The sequence below is a fragment of the Providencia sp. PROV073 genome, assembly GCF_033688125.1.
In the GTDB taxonomy this organism is placed as follows: Bacteria; Pseudomonadota; Gammaproteobacteria; order Enterobacterales; family Enterobacteriaceae; genus Providencia; species Providencia hangzhouensis.
In genome coordinates this window covers 2,623,118-2,648,149 of record NZ_CP096353.1, presented here as the reverse complement: position 1 = coordinate 2,648,149, position 25,032 = coordinate 2,623,118, and the positions used below count along the sequence as shown (strand labels likewise).

At 38.5% G+C, this 25,032-nt stretch carries 25 protein-coding genes; 9 read left to right on the top strand and 16 right to left on the bottom strand.

The genetic code is table 11. The features are described from left to right. Positions 1-137: 137 nt before the first annotated feature. The 3 genes from M1F17_RS12005 to punC form a co-directional block, all read right to left on the bottom strand. Positions 138-410, bottom strand: a complete 273-nt coding sequence (locus M1F17_RS12005; RefSeq protein WP_004263806.1) for a putative quinol monooxygenase — start codon at positions 408-410, stop codon at positions 138-140. A 24-nt stretch (positions 411-434) separates the two neighbouring features. Then, positions 435-1,193 (bottom strand): helix-turn-helix transcriptional regulator, encoded by a 759-nt coding sequence (locus tag M1F17_RS12000; RefSeq protein ID WP_004263811.1) that lies wholly within the window; start codon positions 1,191-1,193, stop codon positions 435-437. 316 nt (positions 1,194-1,509) lie between these two features. Beyond that, the gene (gene punC / locus M1F17_RS11995; RefSeq protein WP_094961763.1) at positions 1,510-2,736 is read right to left on the bottom strand and encodes a purine nucleoside transporter PunC; all 1,227 of its coding nucleotides are present in this window, start codon (positions 2,734-2,736) and stop codon (positions 1,510-1,512) included. A gap of 123 nt (positions 2,737-2,859) precedes the next feature. Here punC and punR point away from each other — a divergent pair, with 123 nt between their 5' ends. Continuing rightward, positions 2,860-3,765: a DNA-binding transcriptional activator PunR gene (punR, locus tag M1F17_RS11990; RefSeq protein ID WP_206277661.1), complete on the top strand. Its 906-nt coding sequence runs from the start codon at positions 2,860-2,862 to the stop codon at positions 3,763-3,765. A gap of 9 nt (positions 3,766-3,774) precedes the next feature. Here the strand turns inward: punR and purR are convergent, their stop codons facing one another. Together purR and sodB are read right to left on the bottom strand one after the other, a co-directional pair. Further along, positions 3,775-4,800, bottom strand: a complete 1,026-nt coding sequence (purR, locus tag M1F17_RS11985) for an HTH-type transcriptional repressor PurR (protein WP_110591620.1) — start codon at positions 4,798-4,800, stop codon at positions 3,775-3,777. A 441-nt stretch (positions 4,801-5,241) separates the two neighbouring features. Then, entirely contained in the window at positions 5,242-5,820 is a 579-nt protein-coding gene (sodB, locus tag M1F17_RS11980; protein ID WP_004263823.1) for a superoxide dismutase [Fe], read from the bottom strand. 481 nt (positions 5,821-6,301) lie between these two features. Here sodB and M1F17_RS11975 point away from each other — a divergent pair, with 481 nt between their 5' ends. Then, positions 6,302-6,649 carry a Grx4 family monothiol glutaredoxin gene (locus tag M1F17_RS11975; RefSeq protein WP_004263827.1) on the top strand — a complete coding sequence of 116 codons (348 nt, stop codon included), beginning with the start codon at positions 6,302-6,304 and terminating at the stop codon, positions 6,647-6,649. A gap of 100 nt (positions 6,650-6,749) precedes the next feature. On the opposite strand, the gene rnt is transcribed toward M1F17_RS11975, so the two are convergent. Both rnt and gloA read right to left on the bottom strand, forming a co-directional pair. Next, positions 6,750-7,394 carry a ribonuclease T gene (gene rnt, locus M1F17_RS11970; protein ID WP_004263830.1) on the bottom strand — a complete coding sequence of 215 codons (645 nt, stop codon included), beginning with the start codon at positions 7,392-7,394 and terminating at the stop codon, positions 6,750-6,752. A 144-nt stretch (positions 7,395-7,538) separates the two neighbouring features. Further along, positions 7,539-7,946, bottom strand: a complete 408-nt coding sequence (gene gloA / locus M1F17_RS11965) for a lactoylglutathione lyase (protein WP_036958666.1) — start codon at positions 7,944-7,946, stop codon at positions 7,539-7,541. Between the two features lie 168 nt (positions 7,947-8,114). On the opposite strand from gloA, the gene M1F17_RS11960 reads away from it, so the two are divergent. Next, a complete protein-coding gene (locus M1F17_RS11960; protein ID WP_004263835.1) occupies positions 8,115-8,354 on the top strand; it encodes a DUF1289 domain-containing protein in 240 nt (79 codons plus the stop codon). A gap of 535 nt (positions 8,355-8,889) precedes the next feature. Next, the gene (slyA, locus tag M1F17_RS11955) at positions 8,890-9,324 is read left to right on the top strand and encodes a transcriptional regulator SlyA (RefSeq protein ID WP_094961765.1); all 435 of its coding nucleotides are present in this window, start codon (positions 8,890-8,892) and stop codon (positions 9,322-9,324) included. Positions 9,325-9,760: 436 nt separating this feature from the next. On the opposite strand, the gene M1F17_RS11950 is transcribed toward slyA, so the two are convergent. After that, positions 9,761-10,228: a glycine zipper 2TM domain-containing protein gene (locus M1F17_RS11950; RefSeq protein WP_036958672.1), complete on the bottom strand. Its 468-nt coding sequence runs from the start codon at positions 10,226-10,228 to the stop codon at positions 9,761-9,763. Between the two features lie 530 nt (positions 10,229-10,758). Here M1F17_RS11950 and anmK point away from each other — a divergent pair. From anmK to pdxY, 4 genes are all read left to right on the top strand, one after another. Next, entirely contained in the window at positions 10,759-11,880 is a 1,122-nt protein-coding gene (gene anmK, locus M1F17_RS11945; protein WP_272514982.1) for an anhydro-N-acetylmuramic acid kinase, read from the top strand. A 20-nt stretch (positions 11,881-11,900) separates the two neighbouring features. Then, positions 11,901-12,554, top strand: coding sequence for a pyridoxamine 5'-phosphate oxidase (gene pdxH, locus M1F17_RS11940; RefSeq protein WP_318836994.1), 654 nt, complete (start codon positions 11,901-11,903; stop codon positions 12,552-12,554). Positions 12,555-12,715: 161 nt separating this feature from the next. Continuing rightward, positions 12,716-13,990: a tyrosine--tRNA ligase gene (gene tyrS / locus M1F17_RS11935; RefSeq protein ID WP_094961766.1), complete on the top strand. Its 1,275-nt coding sequence runs from the start codon at positions 12,716-12,718 to the stop codon at positions 13,988-13,990. A gap of 234 nt (positions 13,991-14,224) precedes the next feature. Then, positions 14,225-15,088 carry a pyridoxal kinase PdxY gene (gene pdxY, locus M1F17_RS11930; RefSeq protein ID WP_094961767.1) on the top strand — a complete coding sequence of 288 codons (864 nt, stop codon included), beginning with the start codon at positions 14,225-14,227 and terminating at the stop codon, positions 15,086-15,088. 115 nt (positions 15,089-15,203) lie between these two features. On the opposite strand, the gene gstA is transcribed toward pdxY, so the two are convergent. Then, positions 15,204-15,809, bottom strand: coding sequence for a glutathione transferase GstA (gene gstA, locus M1F17_RS11925; protein WP_036958678.1), 606 nt, complete (start codon positions 15,807-15,809; stop codon positions 15,204-15,206). A gap of 306 nt (positions 15,810-16,115) precedes the next feature. On the opposite strand from gstA, the gene M1F17_RS11920 reads away from it, so the two are divergent. Beyond that, entirely contained in the window at positions 16,116-16,982 is an 867-nt protein-coding gene (locus tag M1F17_RS11920; protein WP_094961768.1) for a DUF817 domain-containing protein, read from the top strand. A 58-nt stretch (positions 16,983-17,040) separates the two neighbouring features. Here the strand turns inward: M1F17_RS11920 and sapF are convergent, their stop codons facing one another. From sapF to pspF, 7 genes are all read right to left on the bottom strand, one after another. Next, positions 17,041-17,844, bottom strand: coding sequence for a putrescine export ABC transporter ATP-binding protein SapF (gene sapF / locus M1F17_RS11915; RefSeq protein ID WP_004263864.1), 804 nt, complete (start codon positions 17,842-17,844; stop codon positions 17,041-17,043). Next, on the bottom strand, positions 17,845-18,840 hold the full coding sequence (sapD, locus tag M1F17_RS11910; protein ID WP_094961769.1) for a putrescine export ABC transporter ATP-binding protein SapD: 996 nt from the start codon (positions 18,838-18,840) through the stop codon (positions 17,845-17,847). After that, the gene (sapC, locus tag M1F17_RS11905) at positions 18,840-19,730 is read right to left on the bottom strand and encodes a putrescine export ABC transporter permease SapC (protein ID WP_094961770.1); all 891 of its coding nucleotides are present in this window, start codon (positions 19,728-19,730) and stop codon (positions 18,840-18,842) included. The genes sapD and sapC overlap by 1 nt, the downstream gene beginning before the upstream one ends. Next, complete coding sequence (sapB, locus tag M1F17_RS11900; protein ID WP_094961771.1) at positions 19,717-20,682, bottom strand: putrescine export ABC transporter permease SapB; 966 nt, start codon at positions 20,680-20,682, stop codon at positions 19,717-19,719. Before sapB ends, sapC begins: the two co-directional genes overlap by 14 nt. Beyond that, complete coding sequence (gene sapA / locus M1F17_RS11895) at positions 20,679-22,364, bottom strand: ABC transporter substrate-binding protein SapA (RefSeq protein WP_094961772.1); 1,686 nt, start codon at positions 22,362-22,364, stop codon at positions 20,679-20,681. Before sapA ends, sapB begins: the two co-directional genes overlap by 4 nt. A gap of 365 nt (positions 22,365-22,729) precedes the next feature. Continuing rightward, positions 22,730-23,335, bottom strand: a complete 606-nt coding sequence (locus M1F17_RS11890) for a hypothetical protein (RefSeq protein WP_164455720.1) — start codon at positions 23,333-23,335, stop codon at positions 22,730-22,732. 485 nt (positions 23,336-23,820) lie between these two features. Beyond that, complete coding sequence (pspF, locus tag M1F17_RS11885) at positions 23,821-24,837, bottom strand: phage shock protein operon transcriptional activator (protein ID WP_004263890.1); 1,017 nt, start codon at positions 24,835-24,837, stop codon at positions 23,821-23,823. Positions 24,838-25,032: the final 195 nt, after the last annotated feature.

The following is a 25,032-nucleotide window of genomic DNA, read 5'->3' as shown; positions in this document are numbered from 1 at the left end:
TATAATGATTTATGCTATAGCCTAAATAAAATATGGTTAGTCTTTGTTTATTGAATGTCTGTCATGAAGTTCTATTAAATAATGAAAATTAACATTATCAAAAAATATGACTAGTTCCGGTTTTCAATATTAATAGATCATTTTTCACTGAAGTTGACAGAGAAGCTGGCGTTATCACGTTCAATTGCTTCAACTAATCGCCTGAAATGCGGACTATTTTTATGCATCTCTAATGCTTGAGTGTCTTCCCATTCCTCAAAAACAATATAACCATTTTCTTTAGCCATAAGATCATATTGAATGCATCCTTTCTCTCGGCGGCTCAGTTTTGCTAAGTCGCGAACGATTTCTTTCGTTAAATACCCATCTGTCCTTTCTGTTGTAATTTGGGCATACACAACAATACTCATTCCGTTCTCCTTATGTATTAAGAACTATCTTAATGGGTACTTAGTTTTTGTATTGTAAAAAAGCGAATAACTCGATTTTAAAAATGCCGACGGCGTCATAGTAAAGTATCTTTTAAAATCACGGTAAAAGTGGGATTGATCATAATACCCTGTTTCAAACCAACGGTAGGTGTCTTGTTCTACTACCATACTTTTTAAAACATGTTCTAAGCGGCAATTGATCTGGTACCTTTTTGGTGTAATGCCGTATTCTTTCAAAAACTCTTTTTGAATGACTCGGACGTGTAATCCTGTCTCTTCAGCAATTTCTGTGATTTTTTTTGTTGGATTTCGATACAGTAATTCTAAAACTTCATCAATGAAGTGAGGCTTTTTCTTAGCTTTAGTCCTATTAAAGCAATCTAACAACTCTTTAAATGAAGAATTAGCTAAAGCTTCAAACCAGCGGTCTTTCCATATCTCATTTAGTGCGATTGGGGTGTCAGTATAGTTTAATGTTCTTTGAGGCAGTAGAAAACGTAAGGCATCATGACGAATACGTAATACCATTACTTTTGAATGATTAGGGCTAGCAGTAAATGTATTAACCCTAGGAATAATCAGCTGGTAAGGGTCTGTTATTGAATCGTTATCAGTTGTCATGCGAAATGCATCTGATGAAACCCAGATTTCAGCACCTGTTCCAGGGAAAATTTTAATTGCTTCTGTAAACTCTTTGATTATCAAAATAGAACTAACAAAGGATTTTAATTCATCTGGTGGATAGTACTGTTTTAACATCATTCTTGAGCACTCATTATTTAATGTCGCAATGATAACGTTTTTTAACAAGAAAATTAACCATGAAATATCTATATCTTAGTAGATGACAAAATTAAAACTTTAATTTTTAGTGAAATCCGCTTTGAATTAAGAAAATTGATGAGAAAGGTAAGGTTTTACCAGCCAAGAATAATCGGCTATTGGTTATATAGCAAAATACTGAACATATATTACTGTATGGTCACTAGTGCTATACACTGAAGGAAATTTTTATGAATTTGCTAAAATAAAAATCATGCCGATAAGATTCGGCATGATTGAGTCGGTAAGCTATACTTTATGAATTCGTTTGGCAATCAACCTGCTTAATAGTTTGGTTATTTTTGCTTGCACAGCGTTGCATAAAGTAGCCAATGGCCATTGGAATGATCGTTACTGCCATCACCCCAGTTGTTGCTAACAATGGGTCGAAAGTAAGAGCAGAAACAAGTAGACTGGCTAAAAAACATAAACCTAGTTGTAAGGCATTTTGTAATGCGGCAGCTTTACCACTGGCGCTAGGAAATGCATTTAGTGCTTTGGATACTGCAATTGGGTAAGAGGCTCCGTTCATAGCTGCCATAAAGCAGAATGGGATCAAGATCATAGTTAATGATGGTGTGGTATAAATAGCCATGATGAATAAAATAGACATGCTTACCGCATAACCAACAAGTAACAATGGAAATATTGTTTCTGCTCGGACTTTTGCTAATAAAATACGGCAGCCATACCCACCAACAATAAAGGCTAAAGTTTGTGGAATATAACTCAAACCGATATCCGCAGGGTTGAAACCCATATTACGTAAGATAAAAGGCGAGCCGGTTAGCCAAGCGAAAAAACCCGCACTGCATGAAGCGTAAACGAGCACATTACCGCTGAAAACTGGCGAACTGAGTAAGTTTGAGAAAGAAATCTTAGCTTGTGGTTGGCTGTCATCAATTATTGTTTTAACTGAAACATTTTTCAAAAAGAGTGTTGGCAATAAAAGTAATATACCCACAGCCATTAGGATCAGGAAAATTGCTTCCCATGTTTGGTGTTCTAGTACCCATGCTCCTAATAATGGTGCTAAAGCAGGGGATAGCGCAACTAACGGCATAATAGAAGCAAAAACTTTTTGGGTATTTGCTTCATCATAGCGGTCGATAACAAGAGCTTGCCATAAAACTGCAGCGGAGCAGACACCAACAGCCTGTAAAAATCGTAGTGTTAATAACTGTGTTGCGGTTTCCACCCAATAAATAGCTAAGCTACTGATAATGAAAATAGTTAAGCCCACAATGAGCACAGGCTTACGGCCAAGTTTGTCTGACAATGGCCCCCATAACAATTGAGCGAAGGCAAAACCGGCTAAAAATATACTGAGAGAAGCACTGATAGCGCCTTCTGATGTATGCAGGGTGTCTTGCATAGCACCGAATGCAGGTAAATACATATCAATAGCTAAAAACCCCAGCATGCTAAGTCCTGCAAGGTAAACCATAAATCCAGGGGAATTTTTTTTCACAGTATTCGACATAATTATTACTTATCTGATATTTAAAAAAAATGTTAATGATGATGCCATTGTATAGGCTATTTTTTTAGGTTGTGAAACGGTAATATTTGGATCTTGCTATCAAAATTTTTGAAAGGAGAGGTTATGTGGTCTGCGCATGCACTCGAAGTGATTGATGCTGTTGCCCGAACTGGGAGCTTTAGTGGTGCTGCTGAAGAGTTACACCGTGTACCTTCTGCAATCAGTTATACCGTCAAGCAAGTTGAAGAATGGCTTGCGGTTCCCCTATTTGAGCGTCGACATCGCGATGTTGTTCTTACAGAAGCTGGAACGATATTTATTAAGGAAAGTCGTTCTGTTATCAAAAAAATGACAGATACAAGGCATCAATGCCAGCAGGTTGCTAATGGTTGGCGGGGGCAATTTAGTATTGCTGTTGATTGCATTGTAAAACCACAGAGAGCAGAGCAATTGATACTGGATTTTTATCGTCACTTTCCAGATATTGAACTTTTCATTCATCCTGAAGTATTTAATGGTGTTTGGGATGCACTTGCTGATGGGCGTGTAGATGTTGCTATTGGAGCTACTCGAGCCTCACCGATTGGTGAAAGATATAGTTTCCGTGATATGGGTTTTATGTCATGGAGGTGTGTGGCGAGCCCTAAACACCCATTAGCGAATATAAGCGGCAAGCTAACAGACGACCAAATGCGCGAGTTTCCAAGTTTATGTCTCGAAGACACTTCTCGTAATCTACCAAAACGTGATACATGGGCTCTTGATAATCAACGTCGTCTTGTCGTACCTTCTTGGGAAAATGGTCTAGCTTGTTTGGTTAACGGGTTGTGTGTCGGAATGGTGCCAGAGCATCGTGCGGCTTCGTTTTGCGAAAAAGGCTTATTAGTTGAACTAGCATTAGCACAGCCATTTCCACCCAGTCCTTGTTGTCTAACTTGGGTGGAAAATAATACATCACCAGCGTTGAATTGGTTATTGGATTACCTTGGCGATAACGAAACGCTCAATGCCGAGTGGCTTTCAAACTAATTATGCGTATTATCGACGATAATCGATAAATGGGCCGTCAGCAACGGAACGGCGTTCTACAAGGCGAGGGTGGACTTCAATTGTTTGAGCATCTTCGCGCTTATTTACAATACGATCGAGCAGCATTGTGAAAGCCATTTGGCCTAAACGCTCTTTTGGTTGGTGAATTGTGGTCAATGCCGGGGTAAAATAGCGCGCATTTCGCACGTTATCATAGCCAATGATTGAAATGTCTTGTGGGACACGCAATCCCATCTCATCAGCGGCGCAAATTGCCCCCATTGCCATAATATCACCGCCACAGAAAACGGCAGTAGGGCGTTGCTTATGGCTTAAAATTTGCATCATTGCCTTATAGCCAGATTCTGGCTCGAAGTCCCCTTGAACAATCCATTCATCTTTTATGGTGATTTTGGCCTCTTCCATCGCCTTTTTAAAGCCAGTTAATCGACCAATACCCGTATTTCTTTCAAGAGAACCAGGGATGGCTCCGATGTCACGATGCCCTCTATCAATCAAATAACGTCCTGCAAGATAGCCACCGTGGAATGAGTTATCAATAATACTATCGGTAAAATCGCCACGGGAAGTTCCCCAGTCCATCACTACCATTGGGATATTGCGGTAATCTTCCAGCATACTGATTAAGGGGGCAGGATATTCGGAGCACATTACGAGTAAACCATCAACACGCTTTTGTGCCAGCATCTGCAAATACGCTTTTTGTTTTCCCAAATTATTATGAGAATTACAAAGGATTAGCGTATAACCTTTTTCATAACAGCTATTTTCAACTGATTCAATTACCTCTGCGAAGTAAGGAGCTTCACATGAGGTTGCCAACAACCCAATCGACTTTGTGTTGTTAACTTTTAGACTACGGGCAACCGCACTTGGCGAATAATTGAGCTCTTTAATTGCAGCCCAAACCGCAGCTTTAGTGTCATCAGCTACAAAGCGCGTTTTATTAATAACATGGGATACGGTTGTGGTAGATACGCCAGCGCGTTTCGCCACATCTTTAATCGTTGCCATGGGGGAAAAAAACTCCTGACCAATAACCGGTCTCTATAAGAATTCTTGTTAAAAAATTACCTGCATATTGATGCATTGATCCTTTGCTGGCAATAATTTAGCGATTTGTTGTCGATTTTGTCTGATCTAGCGCAAAAACGAAAGAAATAATTGATGTTATAACATGTGATATAGACACTAGTTTTACTTTTTTAGATATGTATACTGAATAACATTGATTTTTGTATGGTTATTTAGTTGTTTAACTACGTTTGGATGAGAGGAACTCATGGATACAGATGTTAAATATGGTTTGCTTGCTGCGTTGGGCTCATTAGCATTGATTATATTTCTTGCTGCACATATTTTCTGATTTTATTTCAGCCTCGAATAGGGTGAATTTAATAAGGGCGAGAATATCTCGCCCTTATTGTATCTATACCTAGCAATAAGCAGAAATTGTTATGCTAAATTTTCTTCCACAAATTTCCAGTTAACTAGCGCCCAGAAATTTTCTAAATATTTAGGGCGAGCGTTACGGTAATCGATATAATAAGCATGTTCCCAAATATCGACAGTTAACACAGGCTTATCATCACCAGAAATAGGTGTTGCAGCATTGGATGTATTTACAATAGCAAGGTTACCATCCGCTTTTTTCACTAACCAAGTCCAGCCCGCACCGAAGTTTTTGGTTGCTGCATCAGTAAATTGAGCTTTAAATTCAGCAAAAGAACCGAATGCCTTATTGATAGCTTCAGCGACTTTACCTGTTGGCTCGCCACCAGCGTTTGGTGCTAAGCAATTCCAATAGAAAGTGTGATTCCAAACTTGTGCCGCGTTGTTAAAAACGCCTGCTTCAGAAGTTTTAATGATTTCTTCTAAAGATTTTCCTTCAAAGTTAGTGCCTTTGATGAGGTTGTTCAAGTTAACAACGTAAGTGTTGTGGTGCTTACCATAGTGATATTCTAAGGTTTCAGCAGAGATATAAGGTTCTAAAGCATCTTTTGCATACGGTAAAGCGGGTAGTTCAAATGACATTGCGTACTCCTTGATTGCTTTTATATCAATATACTTAGGGTGTTTGCTCTTAAAATGAGCGAAATAATATGTGACAGCTTATCATTACAGTTTCGCCTATTGGCGATATGATACTTAATACATTAATGATAACACGATAAACCATACAAAGATAAAGGTAATAGTGTTACTAAGATGTTAACAAATAAATAGAGGTATTACACATAAAAATCATATAGATATTGTAATCGAAAAATCTAAAGATATTAAGTTTCGGTTTTTATCTAGAAATAGCTACTTGTTTGACTTAAGTAGAGAGAAGATAGAAAAGGTGCCTTTTTGTTTTTTGGAATGCTATAGTAATGCCCCTATAAAACTGGCATATTGTATGAAACAATTCAGTTTCCTATTATATCAGTCAATGTATTCTGTTAAGTTGCGGTAGACTCCCAGTTACCGGCTGACTGCAAAACCTGCATCTTTGTTTTAAGGAAGTTAAAAAATGACAACTATTGAAAGAATTGAGCGCCAAATTAAAGAAAACCCAATTTTATTATATATGAAAGGCTCTCCTAAACTTCCGAGCTGTGGTTTTTCTGCTCAAGCAGTACAAGCTCTGTCTTCTTGTGGTGAGCGTTTTGCATATGTCGATATCTTACAAAACCCAGATATCCGCGCTGAATTGCCAAAATACGCAAATTGGCCAACGTTTCCTCAACTATGGGTTGACGGTGAGCTGGTCGGTGGCTGTGATATCATCATGGAAATGTTCCAGCGTGGTGAGCTCCAATCTCTAATTAAAGAAACTGCTGATAAGTATCGTCCAGCAGATGAAGCTAGCACAGACTAAATTAAGCCATAAATAAAAACGTAAAAACCGTATTTGATGAAAGCACTTATTACTTTTTATCAAACACGGTTTTTTTATGTAATAGCGATTAATTAAAAAATTATTGGGATTCTTCAATAATTGGCCAACCACCCAGCTTTTTCCATTTATTAACGATCTCACAAAATAGCAGAGCCGTTCGATTGGTGTCATACAGTGCGCCATGAGCTTGTTTACCATCAAATGGAATACCTGCGGAAACACAAGCTTTTGCTAGAATTGTTTGACCGAATACTAAGCCGCTCAGTGCCGCAGTATCGAAGGTTGCAAATGGATGGAAAGGATTACGTTTTAAACCTGCTCGTTCGGCTGCATTCATCACAAAACTGTGATCAAAATTTGCATTATGAGCGACAATAATTGCACGATTGCAATCTGTATTTTTCATTCCTTTGCGAATGACTTTGAATATCGCATGAAGAGCCTCATATTCACTAACAGCACCGCGTAGAGGGTTTGTTGGATCAATCCCTGTGAAGGCAAGAGCAGATGGCTCAAGATTAGCACCTTCAAAAGGTTCTACATGAAAATGTAATGTTTCATCCATGGAGAGCCAGCCGTCTTTATCCATTTTTAAGGTGATGGCAGCAATTTCTAATAGGCCGTCAGTTTTAGCATTGAACCCGCCTGTTTCAACATCAATAACGACAGGATAGTATCCCCTGAAACGGTTCACTAGGGCATTTGGATTGTTTTTTTCAGACATTAGGACTTTCAATTTTAGTTTTCTGGTTAGGTAACATTATGCCAAAACCAGTAAAAATTTGCAGGTAAACAGTGATAAAAGTTTAGGCGCTAGATTTGGCACCTAAACTTTAAATTATATAGTACTTTTAAATTATATAGCTAATTAATGGCCTAAGCCTTTACTTGCGCTTTTGTTTTCGATCAACTCAATCTTATAGCCATCAGGGTCTTCAACAAAAGCAATCACTGTTGTTCCACCTTTAACAGGGCCGGCTTCACGTGTTACGTTACCACCTGCACTACGTATATCATCGCAAGTTTTTGCAACATCATCGACGCCCAAGGCGATATGACCATATGCGTTACCCATATCGTATTGGTCAACCCCCCAGTTATAGGTCAACTCGATTACGGCGCCTTCACTTTCATCGCTGTAGCCAACAAATGCGAGAGAATATTTATACTCTGTATTTTCACTAGTTCTTAATAAACGCATGCCTAACACTTTCGTGTAAAAATCAATAGAACGCTGCATATCAGTAACACGTAACATAGTATGGAGTAAGCGCATTTTTAAACCTCTTAGAATCAGCCTGAATCGATTTACTTATTAATATAACGTGCTTAAATTAATAAATACAATGATTACAGTTTGTTTTTTGAACAAATAATGGTAATACTCATTTTCAGGAGTATATCATACATTTATCAGTGATTTTTTCTTTTGAAGGGGAAACTTATGGCGGAACAACTTGAATTTTTTGAGATCCCCAGCCCTTGCCGTGGTATTTGCCAAAGTAATGAACAAGGCTATTGTCGAGGTTGCTATCGCACTCGTGATGAGCGTTTTAATTGGCTAAAATTCTCTGATACTGAAAAACGAAATGTACTTCGTTTATGTCGTCAACGTTATTTAAGAATATTAAATAAAAAAACAGAACAAGAAAAAATCATAGATACACAACAACAACTCTTTTAGTTCACAGTTTTTAATATAATCATAAAAATAAATCAAATGTTTTATTTCTAATGTAAACTAATTCAGGTTGAATTATTAGCAAAATATTTATTTCTTGGTTTATATTTCAATAAAATTTTATTTATTCAAAATAGGTATAGGTTGAATCAAAATGACTGTAATTAACATGATTTTAAGATTAACTATATTTATTTGTTTTTTAAAGAATTATTTGGCGTTACTTTTTTTATTGTTATTCATGGCTACTATAAGAGCTAAAATAGATAGATCAAAAAGGAGAGTGCGGCTATTCTTATTAATAAGATAATTGATAGGTTATCTTATTAATCCTAGATTGAGATAATGGATGAATCAGTGATGTATTAATTAGAGATATATCGCATAATAAAACAGCTACTATAACTAGGAATAGGTATTTAATAGCTAATGTATAAATAAAAAGCTGTAAATATAAAAGGAAATTAATATATAATTCAAAAAATAATATGAGGACGGTATATTTTTTAGACATTATAATTATATAAAGGAGGGTAAATTGGAATCACAAATTGGGACAGAGTTATCACGTGTTGTTCGCATGTGGAGAGCATTAATCGACTATCGTTTGAAGCCTCTTAAGCTTACACAGACACATTGGGTTACATTGCATAATATAAGTCAACTACCACCTGAGCAATCTCAAATACAGTTAGCGAAAGCGATTGGTATTGAACAGCCTTCATTAGTAAGGACTCTAGATCAATTAGAGGAAAAAAAATTGATTTCTAGACATACTTGTACAAATGATAGGAGAGCTAAAAGAATAAAATTAACGGAAGAGTCTGAACCCTTTATTAAAACGGTAGACCAAGTCATAAATAATACGCGTATAGAAATATTGAACAACATTAGTAAAGATGAACTTTACCAACTATCACAGTTACTTATGAAACTTGAAAAAAATATCTTGAGGCTACAAAATGACTCTTGATGTAAAAAATATGCCTAGCTAATGAATGACATATTAATTATTAAATTTGTGTTTAAAATAATTTAGTATATGATTTTTTAATGAAATAGTAATTACACTTGGTTATAATTTTCATTAAATCATTATTATTATGAAATATAGTTAAGGCTATTAATTATTTTTTCGATGTGATACCTTCATTTTTAATTGTTAGCTAGCTAATTTATCGGTAGATACTAATAAATACTTTATTAAAGGAGATAGGCTAAAATAAATTTATTGATTTGAATGCAAGGCATTTATATGTAAACAAGAAATTGTGTCATTCAAAAGCCATGCACAATAAATAAAAAATATGATTATCTACCATAAAGTAACGATATCATTCAGCAATACTATTTGTAAGTAATGCTCACCGGCCATGGCCGGTGAGCATGCCTAATTTAGTACTGTATGATTACCGAGGAGACACAGTAACAGTATTTCCGCTATTCGCAATCATAACACGTTGGCCATTACGGAAGGTGCTTGGGTCTTGTTTTTGAACAACAACAATGTTTTTACCGCTATCGAGGCGGATTTCTAATTGAACACCTTGGCTTCTATTTAATGCGCCTTGAGCTTCCTGACCAGCTAAACCACCTGCAATAGCACCTGCGGCAGTTGCTAATGTGTTACCTGTACCACCACCGATGGTGTTACCTAATAACCCACCAAGAACAGCACCACCAATTGCACCAATCACGTTACCGTCTTCACCAGCTTGAATAGTCACAGGGCGAGCATTCAGAACAGTACCATAAGTCACAGTCTGTACCTGTTTCGCATCCTTGGCTGAAATAGTATCACCAGAAAGCGTACTGGTATTGACACAGCCTGATAAAGCTGCAACTGCTACAACACCTACAAAAACTTTCTTAAGCATAAGAACTCCTATGAGATTTGCTGTCTGTGGCACTAACATAGCATCGTATATTTGTTTTCACCATAAACACAACAAGTATCAAAATAATGATATTAAAAAGCGATGGTTAGATTACCGATTTTGATTTAAATAGAGTGTAAACACTAGGTAAAATATCTCAAATTCGAGATGATTTCATTCAATAAGGCACTCTTTGTTAAATATTCATATAGGGTAGTCAGCTTATGAGCATCATTTCGCACCAGTTGCTAAAAGAATAGTCGTTAAAACTTTAGCTGAAATACTAAACAGTATTGCTAAGCTGATAAATGTATTATGTATCATTATATTGAAAATGAAAGTTTCAGATATTACAAAACGTCTTTTTAGTTGGGTTGTCTAGCAATTTTTAGTTTTAGAGCATTTATTTATTATTCCTGCGAAGCGCTCCGAGAAATTGCATCGAATTGTTGACAAAATTTGTCATCAAAGCACAATCTTTTGTAGCTGAGCGTTGTAAAGTTAATGTGCACTCTGAAGGAACAAGAATAATGATGAAATCAGGTCGTTACATAGGGGTTATGTCAGGAACTAGCCTAGATGGTGTTGATGTCGTTCTTGCCGCAATTAGTGACAAATTTGTCGCAGAGCAATCCAGTTTGAGTGTTGCATTTCCCATTGAATTAAAAAAAAGAATTTTAGATGTATGCCAAGGGCAAACAACAACGCTATCAGAGGTTGGTAAAATTGATCGAGAGTTAGGCTCTTTATATGCAGATGCGGTAAACCAACTTCTTATTCAAACTGGTTTAACATCTGAAGATATCATTGCTATCGGTTGCCATGGGCAAACTGTTTGGCATGAGCCCGATGGCGAACAGCCTTTTACTATGCAGTTAGGCGACAACAACCGTATTGCCGCTTTAACAGGGATCGCGACGGTAGGTGATTTTCGCCGAAGAGATATGGCTTATGGGGGACAGGGAGCACCTTTAGTTCCTGCATTTCACTTAGCTGTTTTAGGGCATCCTACAGAAAAACGAATTGTACTAAATATTGGTGGAATAGCTAATGTCACTGCTTTATTACCTGGTGCCTATGTTAAGGGTTATGACACAGGGCCGGGAAATATGTTAATGGATACGTGGAGCTGGCGTATAAAGCAACAGGCATATGATAAAGACGGTGAATGGGCAAGTCGAGGTCAAGTTGATCATGCATTACTAAAAGCGATGCTAAGTGACCCATACTTTAGACGTTCATCACCGAAAAGTACGGGGCGTGAGTATTTCAACACACAATGGTTAGAGCAGCATTTAGTTCATTTTCCATCAATTTCAGCTGACGATGTTCAAGCCACTCTGTGCGAATTAACCGCAGCTTCTATCGCAGAACAAGTATTACTGTGTGGCGGTTGTGAGCGCTTAATAGTATGTGGTGGAGGGGCAAAGAATACTTTTCTAATGCAACGGATGGCAGCCTTGCTTCCGGGAATTGAAGTGGCACCAAGTGATAAATTTGGTTTAAGTGGTGATGACATGGAAGCCTTGGCTTTTGCATGGCTAGCTGCTAGAACGGTATCTGGTCTTCCTGGAAATTTAGCCTCTGTTACTGGGGCAAGTAAAGAGACTGTGCTTGGGGCAATATACCCTAAAAATACCGATAAAAAATAACTGTGGTAAAGGACATAAAAATGAACGAGCTAGGTGAAATAGATCTTGCATCGGTACGTCGTGAATACACAAAAGGTGGGTTAAGACGTAATGACTTAACGCCAAACCCACTGACGCTTTTCGAACTCTGGATGAAGCAGGCGTGTGAAGCTCGCTTGAGTGACCCAACAGCAATGTGTGTTGCTACTGTGGATGAAACCGGGCAACCCTACCAGCGTATTGTACTTTTAAAACATTTTGATGATAAAGGCCTTGTATTTTATACCAATTTAGGTAGCCGAAAAGCAGAGCATTTAGAAAAAAATAATAAAATTAGCCTACATTTTCCATGGTACCCATTAGAGCGCCAAGTCAATTTCACTGGGGTTGCTGAGCGTTTAAACCCTATTGAAGTTGTAAAATATTTTCATAGTAGGCCGAAAGATAGCCAAATTGCAGCATGGGCATCAGCACAGTCTTCTAAAATTTCAGCGCGTGGTATTTTAGAAGGGAAATTTTTAGAACTAAAACAAAAATTTAAGAACGGTGACGTCCCATTGCCTAGTTTTTGGGGAGGATATCGAGTGGTATTTAATAGTGTTGAATTTTGGCAAGGCGGTGCACACCGTTTGCACGACCGTTTTTTATACCAGCGAGAAGGTGATGGCTGGAAAATTGATAGATTAGCCCCTTAGGATCATGTTTTTTAGCTGGCACTTAATTGATATGCGCTTTATGCTATAGCCTCATTTAAGTAAATTGACAAATTACACTGGTGAGTTTTTGATAAGCCTCTCAAACTTACTGGTCATTCAAACCAAAATAGATAGACAAAATACAACTGATGGAGTCATTGATGTCTAGCAATAACCTGATTAAACAATTGCAAGAGCGGGGCCTCGTTGCCCAGGTAACGGATGAGGATGCGTTAGCAGAGAGACTGGCGCAGGGCCCTATCTCTCTCTATTGTGGCTTCGATCCTACCGCTGATAGCTTGCATTTGGGACATCTGGTTCCTTTGCTGTGTTTAAAACGATTCCAACTAGCCGGGCACAAGCCTGTGGCGTTGGTCGGTGGTGCAACGGGCCTTATTGGCGACCCGAGCTTTAAAGCTACTGAGCGTAAATTAAACACCACAGAAACCGTTCAAGAGTGGGTAGAAAAAATCCGTAACCAAGTTTCACCGTTTTTAAGCTTTGATTGTGGTGATAACAGTGCACGCCTTGCTAATAACTATGATTGGTTTGGCAAAATGGATGTGCTGACTTTCTTGCGCGATATTGGTAAACATTTTTCGGTTAACCAAATGATTAACCGTGAGTCTGTTAAGCAACGTTTAAATCGTGATGACGTTGGTATCTCTTTTACTGAGTTTGCTTATAACCTTTTACAAGGTTATGACTTCGCAAATATGAACAAAGAGATGGGTGTAGAGCTGCAAATTGGTGGCTCTGACCAATGGGGTAACATTACTTCCGGTATCGATTTAACACGTCGCTTACACCAAAACCAAGTATTTGGTATGACGGTTCCTCTGATTACTAAAGCAGATGGCACTAAATTTGGTAAAACTGAAGGTGGTGCAGTTTGGTTAGACTCCAAGAAAACCAGCCAGTATAAATTTTATCAGTTCTGGATCAACACTGCAGATGCGGATGTTTATCGCTTCTTAAAATTCTTCACATTCATGGAACTAGATGAAATCAATGCGCTAGAAGAAGAAGATAAAAACAGTGGAAAGGCACCTCGAGCTCAATATGTATTAGCGGAGTTAGTCACTAAACTGGTACATGGCGAAGAAGGGTTAGCAGCAGCGAAACGTATTACAGAAAGCTTATTCTCTGGTGCAGTATCTGATTTAACTGAAGCTGATTTTGAGCAATTGGCTCAAGATGGCATGCCTTGTATCACTTTGGAAGCAGGTGCGGATTTACAGCAAGCTTTAGTTGATTCAGAGTTAGTGCCTTCTCGTGGGCAAGCAAGAACGGCAATTAGTTCTAACGCGGTATCAATTAATGGCCAAAAACAAACAGAGCCAATGTATGTGTTCTCTGACGCAGATCGCCTGTTTGGTCGTTATACCTTGATCCGTCGTGGTAAGAAAAACGACTGTTTAATTAATTGGAAATAGCTCTGACTAACCTTTGTAATATCAGCCCGGAATTTTCCGGGCTATACTCGTCATACTTCAAGTTGCATGAGTGTTAATTGTGCTATGCTCTTCGAATTATATATCGATGTATATAATTCGAGCTATTTTCTCAAGCCGCTTACATGTAATTAGAATTATTTGGAGTATATCCATATTAGCAACGGATAATCACTGATTTCTCTTCATTCGACATAACAATTCTTTGGGTTTTCAATGAAAAGCGTATTATCAATTCAATCCCATGTTGTTTTCGGCCATGCAGGAAACAGTGCTGCCGCATTTCCTATGTGCCGAATGGGCGTAGATGTGTGGCCACTCAATACCGTACAGTTTTCGAATCATACACAGTATTCACAATGGACCGGAAGTGTTTTTTCCGCACAACACTTAACCGACATCATTGATGGTTTAGCTAAAATCCATAAATTAGAAATTTGTGATGCTGTATTAAGCGGTTATATCGGTTCAGCTGAGCAAGGAAATGATATTCTTGCTATCGTGGAAAGGGTCAAAGTAGCTAATCCGCAAGCCCTCTATTTTTGTGATCCAGTAATGGGGCATCCGGAGAAAGGCTGTATTGTTGCTCCGGGAGTTGCTGAATTCCTTTGTGAGCGTGCATTGGCCGCGAGTGATGTTATCGCACCAAATTTATTAGAATTAGAAACATTAACGGGTAGAACAATTAAAAATGTTGAAGAAGCTACCCAAGCTGCACGTGAATTGTGTCACAAAGGCCCTAAAATCGTTCTTGTTAAACATTTAAGCCGAGCAGGGTATCGCGCAGATCGTTTTGAAATGATCCTTGTAACAGCAGAGCACAGTTGGCATGTTAGCCGTCCTCTTGTTGACTTTGGTGAAAAACAACCTGTAGGTGTCGGTGACTTGACCAGTGGTTTAATGTTGGTTAACTTATTGAAAGGTGAGCGCTTAGATAAGGGATTAGAGCACGTTGCTGCTGCAGTATATGAAGTGATGATAAAAACCAAAGAGATGGGGGAGTACGAATTACAACTCGTCGCTGCTCAAGACAAAATGGTTAACCCAGAACATAACTTCTGTGCAACACAATTAGATTAAGCTGCTTTTCAGCTGATAAAATTTTAGTTGATAACATAAAGCGGGAAAAACTATGTTTTTTCCCGCTTTATCAACAACCTTACAGCGCACTACTGAAAGCGTGCTATTTTACAGATTAGATTAGTCCTTCCGCTTTTAATGCATCTTGAACATTAGGGCGTTTAGCTATTTTAGCACTGTAATCTTGCAGGTGGGTCAGGCTAGTTAAATCGAGCCCAACGTGTTTTGCCCAATTACTCACAGTGAATAAATAGGCATCTGCGACACTAAAAGTATCTCCAGCAAAGAAAGCCTGTTTAGCGAGCACGTTATCAACATACGCAAACTTATTAAACAATACATTACGGACAGTATCTTTATACTCTTCTGGTGTTCCTGGAGTGAATAAAGGTGAGAAATTTTTATGTAGTTCTGTCGAAATAAAGTTTAAAGCTTCTAATTGGTGATAACGTTTCATAGAACCAGGAAGTGCGATTAGGTTACGATCCGGTTTTTGGTCCGCAATATATTGGACAATTACAGCACCTTCTGTGAGTTGTTCGCCATTATCTAACACTAAAGTGGGTACTTGTCCTTTTGGGTTTATTGCTAAAAAGTCTTCACCTTTCTCAGTTTTTTTCTCTTTTATATTTACTCGTTCAATACTGAAATCTAAACCTGTTTCACGCAGAATGATGTGAGGAGAAAGTGAGCAAGCACCGGGAGCGTAATATAATTTCATCATAAAACTCCTAAATTGTTGAGTTGGCATTCATATAGCAAATAAACACATATTGCTTAAGTATATCATTACTTTCTATTAACGAATTGCCATCAGGTGCGAGTTAAACAATAAAACCCATAATTGGATGGAAAGTATCGTCAATATTAATAGGTAGTGTAAATCTAGTGATTAAAGCTATAAATAATAAAAATGCATAAATTTAAGATAGTTACCTTATGTAGAGTAATTCGATTTTGCTAAACTCCTCGCCTAATCTTCGGAAAGAAAACAAACCGAATAATAAAAGAATAGGTGAGTGAATAGATGACCAGTTTGTGTCAGAAATTGAATTTTTTAGGAAAGTTAGACCAAATTTTAATGGCTCACCAGCCGAATAATAGCCATGGAATTAAACGCTTTCTATTAGAGTTTTGGTTTTTCGGTTTAATTAATGCTCGTTCTTGTTTATTCGCTGGTTTTTTCTTTTTGGCACTATTCTTAGTCCCAGCTAAAGGATTAATAGGTATCCCTCGCTATGACCTGTTACTAATTTTTGCCGTTGCTTTTCAAGCTTTGTTAGTTTGGTCAAAGTTAGAAACTTGGGATGAATTAAAGGCTATTTGTGTTTTCCATTTAGTCGGTTTTATGATGGAGCTATTTAAAACTTCAGCAACGATAGGTTCTTGGCAATATCCCGATGAGGCCTATACGAAGCTTTGGGGAGTTCCTCTATTTACTGGTTTTATGTATGCCGCCGTAGGGAGCTATATCATTCAATCTTGGCGATTTTTTAAAGTAAGAATTGAACACTATCCACCTTATTGGATGGCGACACTAGTCGCACTGGCTATTTATATTAATTTTTTTAGCCACCATTATATTGATGATTATCGTTGGTATTTAGCGACGTTTATTATGGGGTTGTATGCGCGCAGTATGGTTTTTTACACTCCGCTAGATAAAGAGCGAAAAATGCCATTATTACTTGCATTTATGCTAATTGGTTTTTTTATTTGGCTAGCTGAGAATTTTGGGACATTTTTTGGTGTTTGGCAGTATCCAAACCAAATTGGTGCTTGGTCAATGGTACATGCAGGTAAGTGGGGAGCATGGTCACTGTTGGTGATTGTCACATTTACGATAGTCGTTCACCTTAAACATATTAAAGCCAATGTGACGATAGCACGTTAAATAAGATGTTTAATTTGTTGCCTGTGAAGGTGTTTACCCACAGACAACTGAATAACAGTTACAAGTCTTGTCGCCAAGCATCAATCGACAGGGGTTCACCAAAGTGACTTTCAATTAACCGGCGAGTAACGTCGTGAAGAGGGGCAGCTAAAACCTCTGCGGTATTACCACGCTCAACAACTTCGCCTTTATCCATGACAAGCATTTTATCGCTGACGTGTTTCATCATCCCCAAGTGCTGGGTAACATAGATAAATGCAATATCTTGTTTTGCTTGTAAATCTAACATTAAGTTAATGATTTGCGAGCGCATGGACATGTCTAACGAAGCTAACGCTTCATCAGCAATAATAATTTCGGGTTGTAGAATAAGTGCTCTTGCCAATGCAATACGTTGTTTTTGTCCAGATGCTAACATGTGTGGATAATATTCAGCGTGGTCGGCGAGTAACCCGACTTGGCGAAGCGTTTGAATAATACGCCTTTCACGTTCTATTCCAGTTAAGTCAGTGTTTAATTTTAAAGGGAGCTCAAGCGTTTGACCAATACGCTGCCTTGGGTTTAGGGATGTACTTGGATCTTGGAAAATCATGCGAATACGCTGGCAACGGTAGCTATAATCGCCAAAATTCAGGCGTTGTCCACGAATGAAAATATCGCCGCTGGTGGGTTCTACAACGCCTGATAACATTCGCGCAAGGGTTGATTTTCCTGAGCCATTGGCGCCAATGATAGCTAATGTCTGGCCTGCCTGTAAGTTAAAGCTAACGGGTTTGACGGCTTGTAATTCGTGTCGATGAAATAACCCTTCACGAAAACGGAAAGTTTTTGTGAGATTACGGACTTCAAGTAAGGTTTCCATTTAGGGTTGTTCCTCGGTGTTTAGCGGGTAATGGCAAGCAACGAGATGGCCTTTAATATTGCGTAATTGTGGCGCGTTGATGCAAGTTCGTTGTGCATAGGGGCAACGAGGTCCAAGGCGACAACCAATGGGCAAATGTTCAAGTGAAGGAATTGCACCAGGTAACGTATTTAACCGCCCTTTATGGGGAAGAGGGCTTTCAAAATCAGGGATTGAGCGGATTAGTGCTTGAGTATAAGGGTGGCGTGGCCGTTGTAGAATATCTTCAGGAGTTGCGCTTTCAACTGTTTGCCCGCAATAGAGTACATTGATGCGATCAACAAGTTTCGACATCATTTCCATGTCATGACTAATGAGTAAAATTCCCATATTATTGTTTTGGTTTAATTTATCCAATAAACGGAAAATTTGAGCCTGAGTAGTTGACTCCATCGCATTGGTGGGTTCATCAGCGATTAATAACCGGGGTTGGTTAGCGATGGCAATCGCTATCATGACTTTTTGACATTCACCATCGGTTAATTCATAAGGATAACTGCGCATGATATCTTTATGATCTTTTATCCCCACACGGTGCAATAGCTCTATAGCACGACGTTTACGCCAATTAAAACGTTGCCACCAGCGGCCTTTATAAGTCCACCCTGGGATAGCTTGGATAAGCTGTTTACCAATATCAGCAGCTGGATCGAGACAAGATTGTGGCTCTTGAAATATCATCGAGATATTATGGCCAATTAGTTTGCGGCGTTTACGTGGGCTGAGTTTTAGTAAGTCAATGTCTTGAAAGCGAAAACGGTCAGCTTTTACTCGAATATTATCTTTAGTCACGCCACAGATAGCTTTTGCAATAAGGCTTTTTCCGGAACCTGATTCGCCAACTAAACCTCTTATTTCCCCCTCAGATAGCGTCATTGAAACGCGGTCAACCGCTTTGACGGGGCCATTTGCAGTCATAAATTCGATAGTTAAATTGCGGATGTCTAGAAGTGGCATTATTCAACCCCCGCGTTGATGGCACGATGTAGCCCGTCACCTAAAAGGTTAACAAAAAGCACGCTTATCATGATGGCAGCACCTGGCAAGATAACCGTCCAAGGAGCCACATAGATAAGCTCTAAAGTATCACCTAGCATTGCACCCCATTCAGAAGAGGGAAGTTGCGCACCTAAATCAAGAAAACCTAAAGCAGCAATATCTAAAATAGCGATAGAAAGTGCTCGAGTCAGTTCAGTGACGAGAATAGGGGTAATGTTAGGAAGTACGGTATACCATAAAATAAAAATGTTTGAAGCGCCATCAAGGCGTGCGGCAACGATGTATTCTTTATCTAACTCATCATGTACAGCGACATAGATAGTTCTTACCATTCGTGGAATTAATGCAAGGCAAATAGCTAACATTGCATTTTGTAGGCTAGCGCCCATAAAGGCGACAACAATAATTGCCAGTAATAAGGAAGGAATTGACAGTAAGGTATCGAGTATATGGTTAAAAATTGCAGATTTTAACCCACGAGTCATCCCAGCTAAGCAGCCGAGAACTAATCCAATAAGTGTCGCAATCAGTGTGACTAAAATAGCGGCACCAAATGTCGATTTAGTACCAATCAATAGCCGACTTAGAATATCACGGCCCAGATCGTCTGTACCAAAGAAGAATGCCACTTCGCCATAATGAGACCAAGACGGCGGCGTTAATTGGTAACCTAGAAACTGTTGATCTAGTGCATAAGGTGCTAGATAAGAGCCAACAAAACATAAAATTAATAAAACCAACACACCAACAAACCCCACCATAGAGGTCACATCTGATGAGAAGATATTCCATACCACTCGAGTTGGGGATGGCATTTTTTGTTCACGATAAAAATTATCTGAGGACATACCAATCCTTATGTTTTAATGGGTCCATCATGGCACCTAAAATATCAGACAGCACATTTACAGTAATCACGAGCGCACCAATTAGCATCACCCCAGCAGAAATCGCAGAGTAGTCTTCTTGGCGGATTGCTGTAACCAACCAACGACCAAGCCCCGGCCAGTTAAAAACGAGTTCAGTGACCATGGTCAGTGTTAACATCGTAGAAAACTGTAAGCCAAGCTTAGGAATAATCGGTGGAATAGCATTATGAAAAATATGGCGGCGAATGATTTTAATCCGTGAAAGCCCTCGAATAGCGGCTGCTTTGATATAATTTTCACTGGCGATTTCTTCGGTGCTATTACGTACTAACCGAATAACCTCGGTTGTTGGTGCGAGTGCTAAAGTGAGGACAGGTAACACCATGTGCTCAAGTACATTGATAATCATATCTTTACGATAGGGGGAGTCAGAAAGCCATGCATCAACCAAGGCAAAGCCAGTCACCGTTTTTAAATTATATAATAGGTCAATTCGGCCAGATACAGGAAGCCATCCTAGATGTAATGAGAAAAAGAGAGTTAAAACCAGTGCAAGTACAAATACAGGGACAGAAAATCCTAATAAAGCAAAGACACTGATAGCAATATCTGCAGGCTTGTTACGCCAAAATGCAGCAATGATACCGAGTGGTATACCTGTCGTTAAAGCAAAAATAAACGCTAAAATGCATAACTCCATGGTTGCAGGGAATGTGTCCCTTAATTGTTCCGTTATGGGTTCCCCGTTGATACTTGAAACACCAAAATCAAAATGGAGTAAGCCTTCAAAATAAAAAATATAGGCATCGATAAGTGATGCGCCGCTCAGAGGTGCATTAGGCGTAAAATAGCTTAAACTAAAGCTGACTAGCGATAAGAAGAACACCGTGACTAATAAAAGTAAAAAACGACGCAGTGAATAAATAATCATGGTTTCTGCCTCTGTTTTTTCGGAGAAACTTTTTCAGGCTGCTCCATTTCACGATACACGCCAGCAAATGAGGTATTACCAAACGCACTGATCATTAGGCCTTTTATATCATAGCGGTAGGCCTGTAAACGTAAAGAATAGGCGAGGGGTAAGACGGGTAAATCTTCCCCTAAAATTTGCTGTGCTTGGTGGTAATAATCTATACGTGCGGCTAATTGCTGTGTCAATAGTGCCTTATGTAAGATTTCATCAAAGGCAGGGTTACACCAATGGCTTAAATTGGTTTGGGAACCAATTGCTGCACAACTCAGTAGCGGACGGAAAAAACTGTCTGGGTCATTACTGTCAGTTGTCCAACCCGCTAATGTCATATCATGGCTTCTATCCATTAATTGGTTTTCTTGGAAACGGCCTTCGACAGAACGGATATTCATCACAATACCGACCTGCGCTAAATCAGCTTGGATAAGCTCTGCCATCTTAAGTGGGCTTGGGTTATATGATTGGGAGGCGATTGGTACCCATAAATCTAGTTTTAGATTTTCTAATCCCATCTCTTTGAGCATTTGCTTAGAAAGTTCGGGATTATAATCGGTGATCTTTGCTTGATTGTCATAAGCCCATGATGCTCTTGGTAAAATAGATGCGGCTGTTTCTGCCGTGCCGTAATAAATTGATTGCATTAGACGTTCATTATTAATTGCATACGCAATTGCTTGGCGTACTTTTAGCTTATCTAATGGTGGCTTGCTGGTGTTAAATGCGAGGTAGGCAATATTCATCCCAGAACGCATAGAAATTCGTAAACGCGGGTCATCGCGTAATACCTTTAACTGGCTTGCGGCAGGGTAAGCTAAAACGTCACATTCCCCAGTGAGTAATTTTGAAATACGGCCAGTTCCACCTGCTCCCATGTCAACAACCACTTCTTCCATACGAGGCAAGCCCTTCCAATAATTGTCATTTCTAAGAAGTCTAACGAATTGCCCTGCTTGGTAGTCATCTAAATGAAATGGCCCCGTACCAATTGGTCGCCAATCGATCAGCTCTTGGCGATTTATGCTTGAAAGGAAATCGGCATATTCGGATGAAAGAATAGGAGCATAATGTGTCGCCAAATGCCATAAAAAAGACGCATCAGGAGAGTTCAAACGAAACTCCACTGTATGGTTATTAATTTTACGTATGCTTTGCACGCTGTTGGCGAACTGTAAGCTATCGAAATAAGGGTAATGCCCCCCATTGATGTAGTGATAGGGGTGATTCACCTCAAACATGCGGGAAAAGCTGAACACAACATCATCAGCATTCATATTGCGTGTAGGTGTAAACCAAGTTGTATTTTGGAATTTTACATCTTTACGCAAGTATAAACGGTAAGTTGCACCGTTATCTAAAACTTCCCATCTAGCAGCCAGTTCAGGAACCAAGCGATAAGTGAACGGATCAACATCTAATAGCCGATCATAAATTTGAGCACCGAGAGGGTCGACAATTAGCCCACTACTAACTAATTGTGGGTTAAACGTGGTAACGACCCCATTTACACAGTAAATAAAGCCTTTTTGGCGTATATCTGCAGGGACCTCGTTAGCCACAATATCGGTAAAGCGCTCTTGGTTATTAAGCGCTTGTGCAGACACAGAAATGATAAATAAAAACCAAACAGTTAATAGGCGCATACCACTGACATCGTTAACGAGAATTGACCTATTGTAGCGTAAAAATGGGGATACAGGGTATAAGCAAAATTTAGCCTCATAACGTATGAAAATTAAGCTAAATGGGATGATGTTAATATAATAATCAACTTAAATTATTATATTAATCATTGAAGTATGTCTTAATGAGAAAAAATCTCATTAAAAAGCTTTACAAATGACACTGATAACGATTATCATTCGTTTTGTCACTTAAGCCGAGTGCTTATGTAGACAAGGCATGACATTGCTCACATTGCTTCCAGTGTTTTATTTGATAGCCAGCTTGGGTGCTGGCTTTTTTTTATGGAGAAATAGATGAGCTTGTTTAGCTTAATTTCTAGCTATTATTTTAAACCCACATAGTGTAAGTCTTCATCGGTTACGTTGCCTTGAAGGGTACATAAGAAACGAACAACACCTCTTTGCTCATCTTTTTCAATAATCAGCATTTTTTCAGCAGCATTTGGTTCCAAGTTGTAATCTTGCGTTGCGTGTTCGTTAAATACCCATTTACTTTGCAAATTATGGCGGATCATCGGTGAGTAGATATAAGTATTTCCTACCTTTATAATCGCAATTCTTGATGACGTATAGCGGACAACCTCTTCAAGGCTTTGTGCTGTTTCAAATCCCCAAAAATAGTATTGACCACGCAAGCCTAAATAGGCGAAGCCATCATATTTATCAAAATTACTATGACTAACAAAAAAACGGTTAAAAGTCACAATACCGGTTGGTGAAAAATTGAGATTAACAGAAACGTGTTCATTGGTGCCTAATTGGTTATTTTTCAATGCATTAGAAATATCGTTTAAAACAGGGTCATCTTTTATTTTCTTGAAGAAAGCGGCATCACAGTAAGAAAATGTTTTCATCAATGATTGCGCATTAACCGTAGGAGATAACCCTAGAAGAAAAAAGGTGATCGCTAGTACATTTATATTTTTCATAATAGGCTCCTCATATAATAAGAATTATATTAATAGAGATATCATATAAATATATTTCGCACAGTAGTTAAATATGACAAGGTGTAAATACAAATAATAAAACAGCATTAATCATATTAAAATAGAATTATCTATATATAATTAACTAAATGTGCTAAAGAAAATTATATTTTTTATATAATAGCTAGTGGAAATTACTAATTATCACTTTTTTTGGGGGGTGTCAAAATGGTTTTTAGTGTAATTTGGCTTAATTTTTTATGATGAAGTTATCTTTTAACTAATTGTTACTTATTGTTTTTATTTTATTTGGTTTTTTACTAATGCTGTTAGTAATTAAGTGATAAGTAATATTTAAAAGTGCAATATGAAATTGGAAACATTTAGTAATAATAAAGCCCACGATTTTCAAATTTAAATTTTTTATCTCTAAGTATATTGCATTAGTTCAAACAATAAATTTGGATTGTTTGAACTAATGACTATTAAATTTCAATATTTATTTGATGTTTTTTAATTAAACCACGCAGTTGGTCATAACTTAGAGATAACCGTTGTGCTGCTTTACGCTGATTAAAATGACAATCTGCTAGCGCTTGTTCTAATAGTGCTTTTTCAGATTGCTGTTGCCACTGACGTAAGTCACAAGGTAGTGAAGGTAAAATGGTATTTGCTTGTTGGGAAGGCTGTATGGGTTGGGGGCTTGGTGATTCATGCAGCTCAGCAAGTTTTTCACCAAATGGATTGAAAATAATATTATCAACGGGTTCAGCATGGTTTCCATGGCGGTATATTGAACGCTCAATGACATTTTTTAATTCGCGTACATTACCTGGCCATGGGTAGTTTTGCAGGGCTTGTTGGGCATGTCGTGTAAAACCTGTAAAGTGCGAACGTTTTAATTCACCACACATTAAAATAGCAAAATGCTCTGCTAATAATAATATATCAGGTTGCCGTTCACGTAATGGGGGAAGGCGAATGACATCAAAAGCCAGTCTATCTAAGAGGTCGGCTCGAAAACGACCTTGTTTGGCGAGTTCGGGTAAATTGGCATTTGTGGCACAGATTAAACGCACATCTACGTGTAAAGCTTGGCTTCCACCGACACGTTCAAGCTCGCCATATTCAATGACACGCAGGAGTTTCTCTTGAACTGACATAGGTGCAGTCGCGAGTTCGTCAAGAAAAAGAGAACCTTTGTCAGCTCGTTCAAAGCGCCCTTGATGGCGTTTTTGGGCTCCCGTAAAAGACCCCGCTTCATGTCCAAATAATTCAGAATCCAGCAAATTCTCATTGAGTCCGCTGCAATTGAGAGAGATAAAAGCTTCTTGCCAGCGAGGGGAAAGGTAATGGAGTCTATCTGCGATAAGCTCTTTACCCGTGCCGCGTTCACCGATAACTAAAACAGGTTTATTGAGTTGTGCGAGTTCAGAGGCTTGTTCGAGTACATCGAGAAAGTTACTTGAAACGCCAAGAATAGGTTCATTGGTTTCTTTCATGGTTTTTTTCACCAATAGTTGGTTTAAAATGCCGATATTTGAACTATAGACTAAAATGATTTTCAGGGGAAGCTTATAATTATTCTCTTTAAAATCATATCAATATGAATTAATTTAAAAGTTGGCACGCGAATTGCTATTTAAAATATGTAATAGCAATAGCTAAATACAGCAACATGCGAATTGTTGTTAGAC

Coding starts and splice junctions, on each gene's coding strand:
- M1F17_RS11920 (WP_094961768.1), top strand. CDS start 16,116: ATGACCAGTTTGTGTCAGAAATTGAATTTTTTAGGAAAGTTAGACCAA.
- punC (WP_094961763.1), bottom strand. CDS start 2,736: ATGTCGAATACTGTGAAAAAAAATTCCCCTGGATTTATGGTTTACCTT.
- M1F17_RS11975 (WP_004263827.1), top strand. CDS start 6,302: ATGACAACTATTGAAAGAATTGAGCGCCAAATTAAAGAAAACCCAATT.
- rnt (WP_004263830.1), bottom strand. CDS start 7,394: ATGTCTGAAAAAAACAATCCAAATGCCCTAGTGAACCGTTTCAGGGGA.
- M1F17_RS12005 (WP_004263806.1), bottom strand. CDS start 410: ATGAGTATTGTTGTGTATGCCCAAATTACAACAGAAAGGACAGATGGG.
- sapA (WP_094961772.1), bottom strand. CDS start 22,364: ATGCGCCTATTAACTGTTTGGTTTTTATTTATCATTTCTGTGTCTGCA.
- tyrS (WP_094961766.1), top strand. CDS start 12,716: ATGTCTAGCAATAACCTGATTAAACAATTGCAAGAGCGGGGCCTCGTT.
- M1F17_RS11960 (WP_004263835.1), top strand. CDS start 8,115: ATGGCGGAACAACTTGAATTTTTTGAGATCCCCAGCCCTTGCCGTGGT.
- gstA (WP_036958678.1), bottom strand. CDS start 15,809: ATGAAATTATATTACGCTCCCGGTGCTTGCTCACTTTCTCCTCACATC.
- punR (WP_206277661.1), top strand. CDS start 2,860: ATGTGGTCTGCGCATGCACTCGAAGTGATTGATGCTGTTGCCCGAACT.
- M1F17_RS11950 (WP_036958672.1), bottom strand. CDS start 10,228: ATGCTTAAGAAAGTTTTTGTAGGTGTTGTAGCAGTTGCAGCTTTATCA.
- sapD (WP_094961769.1), bottom strand. CDS start 18,840: ATGCCACTTCTAGACATCCGCAATTTAACTATCGAATTTATGACTGCA.
- purR (WP_110591620.1), bottom strand. CDS start 4,800: ATGGCAACGATTAAAGATGTGGCGAAACGCGCTGGCGTATCTACCACA.
- pdxY (WP_094961767.1), top strand. CDS start 14,225: ATGAAAAGCGTATTATCAATTCAATCCCATGTTGTTTTCGGCCATGCA.
- pspF (WP_004263890.1), bottom strand. CDS start 24,837: ATGAAAGAAACCAATGAACCTATTCTTGGCGTTTCAAGTAACTTTCTC.
- M1F17_RS11890 (WP_164455720.1), bottom strand. CDS start 23,335: ATGAAAAATATAAATGTACTAGCGATCACCTTTTTTCTTCTAGGGTTA.
- sapC (WP_094961770.1), bottom strand. CDS start 19,730: ATGTCCTCAGATAATTTTTATCGTGAACAAAAAATGCCATCCCCAACT.
- sapF (WP_004263864.1), bottom strand. CDS start 17,844: ATGGAAACCTTACTTGAAGTCCGTAATCTCACAAAAACTTTCCGTTTT.
- M1F17_RS12000 (WP_004263811.1), bottom strand. CDS start 1,193: ATGATGTTAAAACAGTACTATCCACCAGATGAATTAAAATCCTTTGTT.
- sodB (WP_004263823.1), bottom strand. CDS start 5,820: ATGTCATTTGAACTACCCGCTTTACCGTATGCAAAAGATGCTTTAGAA.
- gloA (WP_036958666.1), bottom strand. CDS start 7,946: ATGCGCTTACTCCATACTATGTTACGTGTTACTGATATGCAGCGTTCT.
- sapB (WP_094961771.1), bottom strand. CDS start 20,682: ATGATTATTTATTCACTGCGTCGTTTTTTACTTTTATTAGTCACGGTG.
- pdxH (WP_318836994.1), top strand. CDS start 11,901: ATGAACGAGCTAGGTGAAATAGATCTTGCATCGGTACGTCGTGAATAC.
- anmK (WP_272514982.1), top strand. CDS start 10,759: ATGATGAAATCAGGTCGTTACATAGGGGTTATGTCAGGAACTAGCCTA.